General features: G+C 43.8%; 13 protein-coding genes, 3 tRNA genes, 1 rRNA gene and 1 pseudogene. 5 read left to right on the top strand and 13 right to left on the bottom strand.

What is annotated here, in order from left to right:
- Nucleotides 1-8: 8 nt before the first annotated feature.
- Complete coding sequence (locus FJU10_RS14705) at nt 9-839, bottom strand: DUF72 domain-containing protein (RefSeq protein WP_140966232.1); 831 nt, start codon at nt 837-839, stop codon at nt 9-11.
- A gap of 88 nt (nt 840-927) precedes the next feature.
- Between FJU10_RS14705 and FJU10_RS14700 the strand changes: the two genes are divergently transcribed.
- Entirely contained in the window at nt 928-1896 is a 969-nt protein-coding gene (locus tag FJU10_RS14700; RefSeq protein WP_086293338.1) for an asparaginase, read from the top strand.
- 50 nt (nt 1897-1946) lie between these two features.
- Here the strand turns inward: FJU10_RS14700 and FJU10_RS14695 are convergent, their stop codons facing one another.
- The 6 genes from FJU10_RS14695 to FJU10_RS14670 form a co-directional block, all read right to left on the bottom strand.
- A complete protein-coding gene (locus tag FJU10_RS14695) occupies nt 1947-2705 on the bottom strand; it encodes an acyl-ACP thioesterase domain-containing protein (RefSeq protein WP_140966231.1) in 759 nt (252 codons plus the stop codon).
- 15 nt (nt 2706-2720) lie between these two features.
- Nucleotides 2721-3551, bottom strand: a complete 831-nt coding sequence (locus FJU10_RS14690) for a fructosamine kinase family protein (RefSeq protein ID WP_140966230.1) — start codon at nt 3549-3551, stop codon at nt 2721-2723.
- A gap of 16 nt (nt 3552-3567) precedes the next feature.
- Nucleotides 3568-4347, bottom strand: coding sequence for a tyrosine-protein phosphatase (locus FJU10_RS14685; protein WP_086293344.1), 780 nt, complete (start codon nt 4345-4347; stop codon nt 3568-3570).
- Nucleotides 4348-4506: 159 nt separating this feature from the next.
- Nucleotides 4507-5895, bottom strand: a complete 1389-nt coding sequence (locus tag FJU10_RS14680; RefSeq protein ID WP_140966229.1) for an L-cystine transporter — start codon at nt 5893-5895, stop codon at nt 4507-4509.
- 345 nt (nt 5896-6240) lie between these two features.
- Nucleotides 6241-7569, bottom strand: coding sequence for an aminopeptidase C (locus tag FJU10_RS14675; RefSeq protein WP_140966228.1), 1329 nt, complete (start codon nt 7567-7569; stop codon nt 6241-6243).
- Nucleotides 7570-7688: 119 nt separating this feature from the next.
- Nucleotides 7689-8705, bottom strand: coding sequence for an acyltransferase family protein (locus FJU10_RS14670; RefSeq protein WP_140966227.1), 1017 nt, complete (start codon nt 8703-8705; stop codon nt 7689-7691).
- A 164-nt stretch (nt 8706-8869) separates the two neighbouring features.
- On the opposite strand from FJU10_RS14670, the gene FJU10_RS14665 reads away from it, so the two are divergent.
- A complete protein-coding gene (locus FJU10_RS14665; protein WP_005225133.1) occupies nt 8870-9259 on the top strand; it encodes a GntR family transcriptional regulator in 390 nt (129 codons plus the stop codon).
- Nucleotides 9256-10644 carry a hypothetical protein gene (locus FJU10_RS14660; RefSeq protein ID WP_189372342.1) on the top strand — a complete coding sequence of 463 codons (1389 nt, stop codon included), beginning with the start codon at nt 9256-9258 and terminating at the stop codon, nt 10642-10644. The genes FJU10_RS14665 and FJU10_RS14660 overlap by 4 nt, the downstream gene beginning before the upstream one ends.
- Nucleotides 10645-10736: 92 nt before the next feature.
- On the opposite strand, the gene FJU10_RS14655 is transcribed toward FJU10_RS14660, so the two are convergent.
- A tRNA-Asn gene (locus FJU10_RS14655) sits at nt 10737-10810 on the bottom strand.
- Between the two features lie 194 nt (nt 10811-11004).
- On the opposite strand from FJU10_RS14655, the gene FJU10_RS14650 reads away from it, so the two are divergent.
- Nucleotides 11005-11077 (top strand) — tRNA-Thr (locus FJU10_RS14650).
- 95 nt (nt 11078-11172) lie between these two features.
- Here FJU10_RS14650 and FJU10_RS14645 read toward each other — a convergent pair.
- Together FJU10_RS14645 and FJU10_RS14640 are read right to left on the bottom strand one after the other, a co-directional pair.
- Nucleotides 11173-11412, bottom strand: a complete 240-nt coding sequence (locus FJU10_RS14645) for a hypothetical protein (RefSeq protein ID WP_081119116.1) — start codon at nt 11410-11412, stop codon at nt 11173-11175.
- Between the two features lie 358 nt (nt 11413-11770).
- Nucleotides 11771-12205: a universal stress protein gene (locus tag FJU10_RS14640; protein ID WP_140966225.1), complete on the bottom strand. Its 435-nt coding sequence runs from the start codon at nt 12203-12205 to the stop codon at nt 11771-11773.
- A 392-nt stretch (nt 12206-12597) separates the two neighbouring features.
- On the opposite strand from FJU10_RS14640, the gene FJU10_RS14635 reads away from it, so the two are divergent.
- On the top strand, nt 12598-12954 hold the full coding sequence (locus FJU10_RS14635) for an iron-sulfur cluster biosynthesis family protein (RefSeq protein ID WP_140966224.1): 357 nt from the start codon (nt 12598-12600) through the stop codon (nt 12952-12954).
- A gap of 48 nt (nt 12955-13002) precedes the next feature.
- Here the strand turns inward: FJU10_RS14635 and FJU10_RS14630 are convergent.
- The 3 genes and pseudogenes from FJU10_RS14630 to rrf form a co-directional block, all read right to left on the bottom strand.
- Nucleotides 13003-13643 (bottom strand): annotated as a pseudogene (locus FJU10_RS14630) (HAD hydrolase-like protein).
- Between the two features lie 168 nt (nt 13644-13811).
- Nucleotides 13812-13885 (bottom strand) — tRNA-Asn (locus tag FJU10_RS14625).
- 11 nt (nt 13886-13896) lie between these two features.
- A 5S ribosomal RNA gene (gene rrf / locus FJU10_RS14620) occupies nt 13897-13989 on the bottom strand; the annotation flags it as partial.

Genomic DNA, 13989 nt, shown 5'->3' with positions numbered 1-13989 from the left:
ATGACTCCTCAAAATAATTTCAGCTGATTAGGATTTAATGCTTCGTAATCGATCTGCAGCGCATCGATCAATGCGCGGGCATTGTCAGCGGCATCACGACCGGCATTATTATTGAAGACCACTGCGACTTCTTTGGCATTGGCTTCGATGGCTTGGACCGCTTGTTTTAACTCCGTTAGTTCGGCTTGGTCATAGCGATACAAGGTCCGCAGATTTTTGGCGTCTGGTCCTGTCGCTGTCCAGCCGCTGTCGTTGCGTCCGTGAAAACGGCACAAGACAAACTCGGGATTGGTCACGGTTGGATCAAGGGGAATCGTGGTCGATAGCTTTTTCGGCTGATCAACGACTACTAAGGAAAACTGTTTTCGCTTCATATAATCGATCATGCCCGGATACAGTTTTGGCTGATACCAGCTGCTGTCTCTCAGCTCGATCGCCACGGGGTAGCCCGCAAACCAATCTCGCACTTGGTCTAAATAGGCGACATTTTCTTTCGTACATTTAAAGCTGTTGGGAAACTGGGCTAGTAGGCAAAACAGTTTGCCCGCTTCTATCATTGGCGCGATCGCTTCTTTGTAAAGCTGCAGCGCTTCAGTCATGGTCAACGGATCTGGTAGATCCCCTTGGGTGGTCACACTTTGATGGACTTTCAACACAAAGCGAAAATTTTCGGGAATCTGGGTCAACCAGTTGCGCACATCTTTTTCTTTTGGCAAAAAATGATAGGTGGTATCCAGCTCAACTAACGGAAAATAACGGGCATACTCAAATAATTTCGAGTTTTTTCTTTGCACGAGACTGCCATGTTCACTAAATGTGGTACAACCAATTCGAATCATTTTTTCCCATCGCTCCTTGTTTTCTTATTTTAATAGTATACAATAGTTTTGAGTTAAGAGTAAATAAATCATTGCAGGTGATGAAAAAATGAAACGAATTCTCGTGTTGCACACTGGCGGCACCATCGCCATGAAAGAAGACACCCTGACTGGCGGCGTCAGCCCTGATGTCAGCAATCCACTGATGGATGCACCGATCCACATTGACGACGACGTTGAATTGATCGTCGAAGATATTTTTAATATTCCCAGTCCTCATATGACGCCAAAAGAGATGCTGCAGCTGAAACAACGTATCCAGCTGGCGCATTTAAGTGGTGTCGATGGGGTCGTGATCACTCATGGAACCGATACGCTGGAAGAAACAGCCTTCTTTTTAGATACCACGATCGGCGGTCAGTTACCGATCGTGGTGACTGGCGCCATGCGCTCAAGTAATGAAATCGGCAGTGACGGGCTTTATAACTTTGAAAGTGCGATTCGGGTGGCGAAATCACCTGATGCCATAGGAAAAGGCGTCTTAGTCGTGATGAACGATGAGATCCATTCCGCACGTTATGTTACGAAGACCCACACCACCAATATTGCGACGTTCCGTACCCCGACATTAGGTCCGATCGGCTTAGTCACAAAGCACCGTATCTTGTTTATGCAAGAGCTGTTAAATAACCGCCATTTGGATGTTGATCGTGTCGACGGTCTGTTTCCGATCGTCAAAGCCTATGCGGGGATGACTGGGGAATTGTTCGATGCTTTAGCCGACTCGCTGATCGATGGACTAGTGATCGAAGCTTTAGGCGCTGGCAATCTGCCGCCGCAAACCATAGAACCTTTGAAAAAACTGATCGCTAGAAACATTCCAGTCGTCTTAGTTTCTCGCTGCTTCAACGGAGTTGCCGAGCCGGTCTATGACTACTTAGGCGGCGGGATCGAATTGCAGGCTCTTGGGGTGATTTTCTGCAATAGCATCAATAGCCAAAAAGCCCGCATCAAATTGCTGATAGCAAAAAACCGTGGGTTGACCATGGATGAACTGCCTGATTTCATGGAGAATTAACCAAACAAAAACCCTTTTGCCATTCCGCTAATGGAGGCAAAAGGGTTGTTTTATTTTTCTCGCCAAGTAAAGATGGCTTCGCAGTAAGTATCCTCACCAATCTTGATCTCGTGGATCGTTTGCAGCGGCACAGCCTCGCCGGCTTCATCGACTGTCTTCTCATTGATTTGAAAATGGCTTTCGATCAAATGGCCGTAAGCCACTTCCCGATCAAAACGGATCGTCACTTGTGTCACTTCATGTTTTGTTAAAAACTCATAGCCTAAGACGTCCATCAGCCAATTGAAATACATGGCATTGTTGACATGCTGATTGCTATCGATATCGTAAAAACGCACCCGATACGGCAAAAATTGTCCTTGGGTGATAGGGGTGATCTTCGGATAGCGTTTGATTCGCTTGATTTTTTCACTGCCAAAAGGCGCCACGATCTCATCCGGTACACTGCTGACTTTGCGCGTCTCAGGGTCCATCAACGCAAAAACCGCCTCGATTTTGACCAGTTCCGTTCCGTCTTGTGCCAATAACCAAAAGTAACGGTAACAGAAAAACTTATTGTATTCTCTCGCCTGGGTCGCCACTTGGATCTGCTCCCCTACGCGCGGCAAACGAGTCACCGTTATGTGATAGCTGGTAATGATCCAGGTCAAGCTATAACTAGCGATGACTTCCGGTCCGCGGTTTAACGCCGCACTTTGTTCTTCTGATGTCTTGATGGCGATGCCTAGCATGGCTGGAAACGTCATCGTTTGGTTGATATCACATTCATAATACGCCACTTCATGCGTGGTTTGATACTTTGCTGCCATAGTTCTAATTGCCTCCTAAAAACGACTCAATAGTTCATCGACATTGGGTCCATAGCTTTCGCCAAATTGATTCAAATGGACCAATAAATAATACAATTGATACACTGGCAGTCGCTCTTGCCAATCCTCATCTAATGGGTAGACTTCTTGATAGCCTTCCAAAAATTCCTGACGAAAACCGCCGAAGAGCTGGGACATCGCAATATCCATTTCTCGATCCCCATAAGCGACTGCCGGATCAAGAAACACTGGTTCTCCTTGTTGATCGAATAGCACATTCCCCCGCCAAAAATCACCGTGCAATAAAGCAGGTGTGACGCTGCGATCACGCCAATTCTCATGCAAAAATTCTTTCAAACGCAGATAAGCGGCTTCCCGTTTGGCATGCCAGCGATTACCTAGCTTCGCTAATTCGACTTGCACATCCAAACGGCAGACTGTGTAAAAATCAAGCCAATCGGTGGTTTTCGGATTGACTTGCGGCAAAAAGCCGATGTAATTGTCTTCGTAAAACCCAAAAGACTCCTGCGTCTGCTGATGAAGCCGAGCTAAGCTTTGGCCTAAGCGTCGCTGCTGTCCTTCCCCACCATCGATCCATTCCATCAATAAAAACGCCCCCTCTTCGGTCTGACCGAGACGTTCGATTTTTGGCACTCGCACGAAAGGGGCTAATTCAGCTAAGCCGTTGATCTCTGCTTGAAAGAACATCGATGAAACATGAGGATGGGTCTTTAAAAAATAGCGATTTTCTCCTGTAGTGAAACGATACGTTTGATTGACATCCCCACCACTGATGGGCGTCAGCGAGCCGGTCATCCCGATTGCTGCGAACAATGCTTCCTCCATACGGATCTCCCTTTCTTTACTCAGTCAGTTGGGCAGTCAAATACGCTTGTTCCTCTTTCGTCACCCCTAGTCCTTGCAGAAGATACTGATCGACCGAACCGAAATGCTGATCGATCGCAGCCAAACTTTCATCAAGAAAACTCTCTTTGGCACTCATCAAAACCGTGATCGCCGTTAACAGCTCTTGCGGCAAATGCTGGGTCATTGGAGCAAATTTTTCTTTTAGCATTGGGGCTAGATAACGATTGGTCGCTAAATAATCTTCTTTGATCGTCGTTGGTGCCACTGCCAACACATGTAGCAATAAAAAAGCGCCAAAGCCTGTGCGATCTTTGCCGGCGGTACAGTGAAACAAGGTTGCTCCTTCGCCTTCCGCATTGTCGATCACATGATCAAAGAACTGCCGATATTGTTGGCGGGCATAGTCGCTTTCAACAAAGTGACGGTAGACTTTTTTCATCTGCTCTTCGGCATCTTCCCCATCTTCCAAGCGCTGCTTCAAGCTTTCTGGCGACAAGGAAACCATCGTTTCGTCTTCTTTGAAAATAGGTAAAAAAAGCTGCTTTGCTGTGGCGATCGGTCGATCAGGCTGTGCATTGGCTTCAGCGATGGAGCGAAAATCAATGACCTGATTGACCCCATAGTTTGCCAGTACTGCTTGATCTGAAGCAGTCAATTCATTGATTGCCGCACTGCGGATCAATTTTTTTCGTTTGATCGTCGTGCCGTTTGTCGTTTGATAGCCGCCAAGTTCTCTGACGTTTGCTGCTCGTTCTAGTTGAATCAATTGTGTCATTGCTTATCCCTCCCGCGATGTTCTAGTTAAAAGTATAGCAGAAACTTCGCTATTAAGGGCACTGAAACCTAGATTTTTCTATAAGCTGAGCTTTAACAGGCAAAAAAAAGAAAGACCACACGCAGTCTTTCTTTGCTTCCGCTTGTTATAAACCCTTTTCTATTCGGCTTCGATCACGGCGGCAGAATCATCTAAGATCGAACGATCCAGTTCGTTGATACGGCTGCTGGTCACTATTCCGGCAACCATACTGTCGCTGACATTAACGAGTGTCCGTGCCATATCGATCAATGGTTCAACAGAAATAACTAAGCCTACGATAGCGATCGGCAAGTTCATTGAGCCTAAGACAATCAATGAAGCAAAGGTTGCGCCACCGCCGACACCCGCAACACCGAATGAGCTGATTGTAACAACGGCAACTAGCAGCAGGATAAACTGCCAATCAAAGACATTGATCCCAACCGTTGGTGCAACGATCGTTGCCAACATCGCTGGATACACACCCGCACAGCCGTTTTGACCAATCGATAAACCAAAGCTGCCTGCAAAGTTAGCCGTGGCTTCATCAACACCTAACGCTTTGGTTTGGGTTTCAATGTTCAATGGCAAGGCACCGGCACTTGAACGAGAAGTAAAGGCAAAGCTTAAGACTGGAGAGGCCTTTTTGAAATACGTTACTGGATTGACCCGAACAGCGATCAGCAATAATGAATGAACGAGTAAGACCAAAAACAAAGCCGCATAAGAGGCGATGATAAATTTCCCTAAGTTCAAGATGGCTTCAAAATCACTTGAAGCTAATACGTTAGTCATCAATGCCAAAACCCCATAAGGTGTCAGGCGCAAAACTAACGTGACGATACGCATCACGATTTTATATAAGCTGTCCATCAAATTCGCAAAAGTTTCCGCTTCTTTCGGTGATTTACGTTTGACACCAAGAAAGGCGATCCCAACAAAGGCTGAGAAAATCACGACCCCGATCGTACTTGTCGAACGAGTACCAGCAAAGTCGGCGAAGACATTGCTTGGGATGAAGGAAACGATTTGTTGTGGAATCGATAGATCTTGGACTTGTGTCGAACGTTCCGCTAATTCTGCGATCCGTGCTGTCTCCGTTGCCCCTTCGGTAAAGCTGGCACCGTCAAGACCAAAGACCATGACCATCACGATCCCGATCAAGGCAGCGATCGCCGTTGTCCCTAGCAAAGTCGCAAGAACCGTAAAACTGATCTTCTTGATTTTTTCGCTTTCTTTCATCTTGGTGAAAGCACCAACGATCGAAACGAAGATCAAGGGCATGATCAGCATTTGCAAGAGGGCCACATAGCCACTACCAACCATCGTGATCCAGTCAAGAGCTTGCGTGACAACGTCAGAGCCTGTCCCAAAAATCAGCTGCAGCACACCACCAAAAACGATCCCGACGAACAACGCCGCAAAGACCCGCGTTGAAAACTTCAGGTGACGCTTTTGCAATAAGTAGAACCCATAAATAAGGGCAGCAAAAAGTAGAACAACAATGATAGTTAACAGATTTGTCATTTGAATCCTCCTTTTGTTCAATAAACATGATAAAGTCTGTCAGAGGAAGTAAAGGTTCCCAGTGACCATTCTTCAACAGTTCACTCTAATGAGACGTGTGGCATCATTAGTGACTATTCCATTTTAAAGAAGTTTGCTTCATCTTACAATAAATAAGTTTCCAGTTTTCTGCGATGGTACCGCTTTTTTGTCAGAAAATAAAAAAAAGAACCGTTACCACACCCCATGCTGCTAGGATTTCTGCTTTCCTAACGGTTGGATTGCGGCAACTGGTTCGTTATTTTTTCATTTCGTCTTTTTGAAAAATTTCAGAGAATATTCAAGAGGTCAATAGAAATTGCTGACTTACGCCAATGCCCCCATTGGGTCCCAAGGTGCTAAGACCGTTGGTTCTGCTTCAAAGGCAGCCAATTGTTCAGCTGTCAGGAATTCTTTGCGAACCACGATTTGATAGGTGTATTCATCCATCCATGCATCGCTCATGACGAAGAAGCCATTCGTTCCGACTTTTTCCCCCCAGCTGTTTTCGACTTTCCATTTGGTTGATTCGCCATCGATCAAGTCAACACCGGTCAAGACCATCGCATGGGTCATTAAGCTTTCGCCAAAATCTAAGCGTTCTGCTTTGGTCATCGTAAAGTCGATATCAAATAAGTCGTTGATATCATACGCATCTAATGCCATGATCCCAGTATCTCTGGTAGAAGATTGACCGACATCACAACCGAACCACACGGACTCCCCTTGTTCCAATTGAGCGATCGCTAATTTTTTGAAGGTCGACATATCGACGTTCAAGTATTTGACTTCTTTGCCGCCAACCACGTTGCCGAGCATTTCTACGGTATACGATTGATTGTAAGGTTTGTCGGCAGTTGGTGCGTTGATGATGCTGACATAATCATCAAGGTCAACACCAACATATTTTTCATAAAAGCTTTGTGGTGTTAAGTTGCGATCAATGTGATAATTTTTGTCTTCATCACGGTATTCAAAATCAAAGGTTTCTGGCGGTGTGCCTAAAGAAGTCGCTAAGAAACGATAAATGTCTTCCAACATCGCTTCTTTGGCTGTTTGGATGTCTTCAGCTGTTTTGCCTTCGGCTACTAGCTGACGCAAAGCAACCGCATCTTTACGCAGTTTTTTGTTTAAGTAATTGTTTAGATCACGAGAATTAGAAGAGTTGCTGCTTTCTGGCATGACTGTTTTTGGCACGACACCATATTTTTGGAAAATCGAAACGATCATGTCCCATTGCCCACCATCTTGTTGTGGGGTTTGCAACAAGAAAGCAACTTTGCGACTTGTCAAAGGCTCGTTGGCAGTTGCTAAAATATTTTCATAGAAATAGTTGGCTTTTTCGTATTTGTCCCAAAAGAAGGTATGGTTTTGCGACAATTCAAATTCTTTTAAATTGAAATCATTCAGCATCTTATGACGGAATGTATTCAATGCGGCAAACATCCAGCAGCGACCTGATTGTTTTTGGTTTGAGACTTTCCCTGTTGTCACATCGACTGAGAAAACCGGCACATTGTTGACTTTTGCTGACACGTTTTCTGCAGAAGCGGTGATCCCATTTTTCACAACACTCCGTTGCAGTGCCGTTTGTTTATTGTTGTCTTGATACGCTTGCGCAAAGGCAGCGGTGGTCTTTTTTGAAATTTCTGACATATTTCTTCATCCTTTCACTTTCCGTTCCTTCCATTTTACGCCTCTGCCTCTCAAATAACAACCGCTCCTAGAAAAATGAAAGGATCATCTTTCTAAGAGCGGTTGCTCGTATCAAGGATTTAAAGGGTGAGCATCAAAAGCAAAAAGCCAAGTAAAACAAAGGATAGTCCTCGTTCAAATCGTGCATACAGAAAGCGGATCGGGCGACTGGCTAGCAAGATCGTCAGTAAAACACTGGCTAACACCAACGTCACAAAGCCTAATACCGATAGATTCAAGTCGGTGATCGCTAATGCCCGCAAGCCCTTGATGAAGATCCCTTGTAAAAGATAGACCAGCAGAGTGTTTTTGCCCCACTTCGTAAAAAACAAGTGCTCTCTGGGCACGAGGCTCATAAAGCCGATGATCCCCATCAGCCCGATCACGAAAAAGACCGCACGCAAGGGACCGCCGAACAACGGATAGCTCAAGTAATCGTCATAAGGCTTGGAACCAAAAACCATGTACTTGTTCATCCCATGAAAAAATGCGATAAAGGTGTAGATGATCGGTAAGAAAAGCAAACTGATGGTCCGAATCTTTGGTTTCAATAAAAAGCGCATCTCATTTTTGGGAAAATAAAACCCGATGATGAAAAACGGCAAAAAGACAAAGGTCCGCTGCAAGGTCAACACTTGATTTAAAAACGGCACGTAGCCAGCGAAGATACTCAAGCCGATACTCAGCAAGATCGCCTGCTTTTTAGACATTTTTTGAAAGACTAACAGCGAGAGCTGCCAAAAGAACATGCTAAGCAAAAACCAAAGTGCCCATTGCGGATTCAACAGTTGGATTTTTAACGACTCCCGTAGACCGATCAACCAGTAATAGACGGTGTAAAACACCTGAAAGAAGACATAAGGCAGCAAGAACTTTTTCATCAGCTCACGAAGCTTGTGTCCCTTCGTCAACGGTTTGGCAAAGTACCCAGCCAGAAAAACAAAAGCTGGCATATGGAAAGTGAAGATAAAATAATATAGGTCATGATAAAACTTCTGATCGCCGATAAAAGGCTGTAGTAAGTGACTGAAGACGACCAAGATCATCAGTAAAAATTTTGCATTATCAAAGTAAGCCGTTCTTTGCGATTGGCTCATAAAAAGTTCCTCCTCTAAGTTGTATCTGTCAAAGGATACCTGATCCATGAAACAGAACTGTAACAAGCTATTTACTTTTTTCTAACGATTCTTGTTCATTTGATTACCAGTTGCTATTTTGTATCCTTTGTATTAATATATATAATACAAAGGAGCTGTTTTCGATGATATTTGATATTCAAACCCAAAGCAACCAACCCATCTACCAGCAGTTGCGGGAACAGATCATTGTCGGTATCGCAAAAGGCGATTTATCCGCTGGCGAATTGCTGCCATCCGTCCGTCAATTAGCCGAAGAGATCGGCATCAATACCATGACGATCTCAAAAGCCTACAATTCCCTCAAAGAAGAAGGCTTGTTAGTCACAGATCGCCGCAAAGGAACCGCCGTTGCCGCGCCACCACCGTTTACTTCCGGACAAGAAGCGGAGTATCGCCAAAACTTGCAGCTACAGCTAGCAACCGCTCTCTTACACGGCAAAAGCAAGCAAGCGCTTTTAACGGATGTTCAACAACTGCTGGACCAATTTCCTGAAAGGAATGAATGCAAATGACTTATCTTTTTTTCATTATTGCCCTCGTCCTCTGTGGGACGACCGCATTTGGTTTACGCTTGATCAGCAATCCCCACAAAAATGTTTTACTCGAAAATACCCTTGCCCCTGAGCATCTGGATGATCCTAGCGTCCACAGCTTGATCACAGAATTTCGCAAGCGTATCTTACAAATCGTTGGTACATTTAGTGTAGCAAGTCTCCTTTTTTTGTTCAATTTATCTGACTCCATCATCCTTACCCTATTCTGGCTTTATATGGCCGCTTTGTTGGGGACAGCTTACTTGGTACAAGTGCATTACATCGGAAAAATGCGGCAATTGATCCTTGCCAATGGATGGGAACTACCCATCGATCCGATTCGGATCGACACAAAACTCGTTCAAGCCAAAAATAAACGAATGCTGCCGTGGTATAGCCTCGTTCCAGCGGGGATTTTGTTAATGATCAGTTTGTACCAAGCATGGCAGTTGCCTGATCTTTCTACAGGATACTTGATGGGCGGTGTCTCCTTAGCAATTTTTGCGCTGTTCGTTTATCTCTGGGTGATCATCAGCCGCTTACCCGTTCGCGGGATCAGCGGTGATTCAGCTATCGACCAGCACATCAATGATTTAACAAAGCGCTATTGGTCCTTATTGATCGCTGTCACTTGTACCATTACACTGCTCTTGTTGACTGTTCCGCTGGCGTCCATGTCCGCTACTGGAGCATTCAGTACTATCCTCTTACTTCTCTTTGTTGTTTTGGTTGTTTTCTTGATCGTCTTTACCTTCTTCTTGTTGCTAGATCTGCGTAAAAAACAAGATCAGCTCTTAGAACCAGCAGGACAACCGCGCTATTATGGCGAAGATGCTTACTGGCGATATGGTTTTTACATCAATCCTAATGATGCGCGACTGTTCGTTCCTGACCGTGTTGGGATGAATATCGGCATCAATCTAGGCAAACGCAGCGGACAAATCGTCGCAGGCATCACCGCTGTCTTCTTACTTGTGTTAATGGTCGGTACCATCATTCCAATGTACCGCTTAGATTTCGCTCCTGATGCGATCACCGGCGAAGTGCAAGGACAAGAAGTCACCTTTGATGCACCAATGACCGGGAAAACAACGGTCTCTTTGGCAGATATAAAAACGGTGGAATTGATCGAAGCTTTGCCATCGCCTCGTGTTCGTACCATGGGTGTAGGAACCGCCAGTTACCAAATCGGTAAGTTTACCGTTGCCGGTGATCCTGCCAGAATGTTCGTGGACATAAACTCGACACCTATTTTAAAAGTCACCACCAAAGATGGCCCAACCGTTTTTTACACAAATAAAAAAGCCGCCGAAACGACGGATTTATACGAAGAACTAGTACAGAAGATTTCCTCAGCAGAGTAAGTGTTCTGGAGAAAAAACTGGGGAACCCATTATCTCCAGGCTATCCACAATCAAAAAAAAACGACCTTCGTTTCGGAAGGTCGTTTTTGATACTCCGGCAGTAGGACTCGAACCTACGACATCATGATTAACAGTCATGCGCTACTACCAACTGAGCTATGCCGGAAGAATCTATCTGTACTATACCAAATAGTCAGATAATTTAGCAAGAGCAAAAATCAATTTTTTGTTCCTTTTTTTCAAGAAAATCCCCTTTTAGAAACTTCCCTTCCCGCAAAGTGTTTTTCTCAAGAAATATCCGAAAATCTGATTGACAAAGCAGCGCCTTTACGGTATTCTATATCTTGTGTTAAATAACACGCCGCTTTAGCTCAGTTGGTAGAGCGCATCCATGGTAAGGATGAGGTCGACGGTTCAAGCCCGTCAAGTGGCTTTGGTAGGACAACGTTTGTCGGACGTTGTCTTTTTTTGTGCATCTAATTCCCCAAATATAGCGATATTTTCTTAACTTAATCATTCGTATTGCCCCTAATTCCCTGCGATATACAAAAGAAATAAGATCGTAAAACCCAATAGTAGGACAGATACAACGGCTTTCACCATCCTCACTGCATCTTTAAATTTAAACAAGAGCGTATATAGATTAATAAAGTAAATGATCGACAGAACTGCTTCTTGGGAATATTCTTTTACTTGGATCAAGCCTAACCATATAATCAGCAAAAGAATCGAAAAAACAACCAAATAGTTTTCTGCAACACGTTTCATTTTATTCTCCTTTCCAATGATAGACACTTGCAACCAGCTGAATCATGGAAACTCAGTAAATTATCAGCCCCTCTCTCCATTACTTTTCCTACAGCCTTTGCTTATTAAAAGTGTAACAAACTATCTCTTCTAATAGTCAATTTTTATAAATTTAAATAAATATTTTCTTATAAAACAAACAAAAAGAATTTTTCAATCGTTACTCACAGCTCAATTTTAGGCACTTCTTTTTTACAACAAAAAACCCGCTCTCCTAAAGCTAAGAGAGCAGATTTTTCAACTAAACTGAATTTTTTTGAAAGGAGATGCCTGGTGTTAACTTAAAAAATAACATATTTTTTCCGTATGATTTAAATTTTTACTTCACGACCAGCACCGTACATTTCGAATGATTGACGACATAATCGGTGGTTGAGCCCACGACAGCTCGGGTCAATGTGCCTTTACCAGTTGCACCGATAACGATCAAATCAATTGGATACAATTCAGTCGCTGCATGAATGATAAAACGTTTTGGATCGCCGACTTCAACGATCACCTCAACATCTTCCACCCCATGTTGATTGGCATCATAGATTTTTTTCAACATATCCGTTTCCACACGTAATTTTTCTTGATCAAAAATTTTCGCAAAAGCATAGGCACTTGTGGATAACTCAGCATTGTTGATAACAGAGAGGACATACAATTTGGCTTTGTTCCTATGACAAATCGCGAGTGCTTCTTGGAACGCTTTTTCTGACTGATCCGACCCATCTAAGGCAACAAGTACATTTTGAGAATTACGTAACATCCAAATCGCCTCCTTTTCTTTATTTTACCACAAAAAATGGAAGCGTTACAAAAAAGGACGATGTCTACTCTTAAGAGACCTAAAACTTCCTTTAAGATTTGTGAAGGTTCTTACTTGGTTCCGCAATTATGCAGTAAAATAAGGAGAACAATGATTCGAGGTGAAAGAAATGCGCTCTTTTTTCCATGCTGCAGTCACTGTGCTCTTGTATTTAGGGCTTTTCTTGCTGATAATCGGTATTATCGCCTTTTTCTTGCTAAAACTTTAAGCTTGGTTGGTTGAAAAGCAAGTTGCTGTCACATCCCTAAGAGGAGTGATACACTTGGATTATCAACAATTATCGAAACGAAACAGCTTGTTGCTCACTCGTTTCAAAAAGGAGATCATGCAAAATGGACTTACATATTACCCCTAGTGCCGCTGCTCGCTTTCCAGAAGGACCCGACTTATATATTCTGACGAGTAATGACGGATCGAACCAATTTTCTTCAGCAGCTGGATGCTGTATGATCGGCGAACGTTTTTTGATCACACCGATCGATGAACCGCTAGACCCATACAATGAGTTAGTCTCAAGCAATCAGTTTACTTTCTTTACATCAACCTATGATCAAATGTTCTTGACTGGTCATCTGATTCTAGATGTTCACCCAACTTCAGGAACCTTGATTTTGAAAAACGAAAGCGGCTATTTGGATACCAATCTTTTATTGGAATCCTCTCCACAGTTGAAACAAACGAATGCGTAACAAAAGAGCTGACAAACGCCTTGTAAGGTGCTTGTTAGCTCTTTTTCTCTATAATGAATCTGGAATCAACGCTAAGAGTTCTTGTGTCTCAGCGGCTAAAGCGATCGCACCAGCATCAAGCAATTCTTCTTTTGACCCAAAACCATATAAAACGCCGATTGCCGGTAACTGGTTTTCTTTTGCACCTAAAATATCATGCTCACGGTCGCCGATCATGATGGTTTGCTGCGCTTTTTGCTCCTTTTCGATCTCAGTAAGTGCGTAGCGGATAACCGCCGCTTTTTCGCCACGTTTATTCTCAAGATCCGCCCCATAGATTCCTTTGAAATAACCATCATACTTGAGATGGGTCAGGATCTCTTTTGCAAAAACTTCTGGTTTCGACGTGGCGATATACAAATCGTGCTCCTGCGCCAGCTCCTGCAATGTTTCTTCGATCAACGGATATGGTTGGACTTGAAACATCCCCGCTTGACGATAATTTTCACGATAGAAGACAACTGCTTGCTGGGCAGCTGCTTCATCTAAACCCAAGCCACGGAAGGATTCAATCAAAGGCGGTCCCACAAAGCTCCGTAGTATGTCTTGCGCTAATTGCTCTTTTCCATCGCATATTGAATCGACCCATAGATTCCTTCACTCGAATCAATGATCGTTCCATCTAAATCAAAAAGTACCTTTTTTCTCACGCCATCGTCTCCTTTTCTAATAGTATAGAAAAAAACAGCAGTACAAGCAACACTTCTTCCTTTTCGTTCTGATCTCATCTAAATAAAAAAGACGCTGCCCCATCAAAGGCAACGTCTTTATTTTTGTCATTTTATGCAAAAAAAAAGATAGCAGATGCTATCAAGCAACTCCGGCAGTAGGACTCGAACCTACGACATCATGATTAACAGTCATGCGCTACTACCAACTGAGCTATGCCGGAAAAATTGAAATGCGTGGCGACGTCCTACTCTCACAAAGGGAAACCCTTCACTACAATCGGCGCTAAGAAGCTTAACTTCTGTGTTCGGCATGGTTACAGGTGTA

Origin of the sequence: Enterococcus sp. OL5, assembly GCF_006491895.1 — a bacterium.
Classification (GTDB): domain Bacteria; phylum Bacillota; class Bacilli; order Lactobacillales; family Enterococcaceae; genus Enterococcus_D; species Enterococcus_D innesii.
Note: the sequence above shows the minus strand (reverse complement) of the source record. Positions and strands in the feature narration are given on the sequence as shown.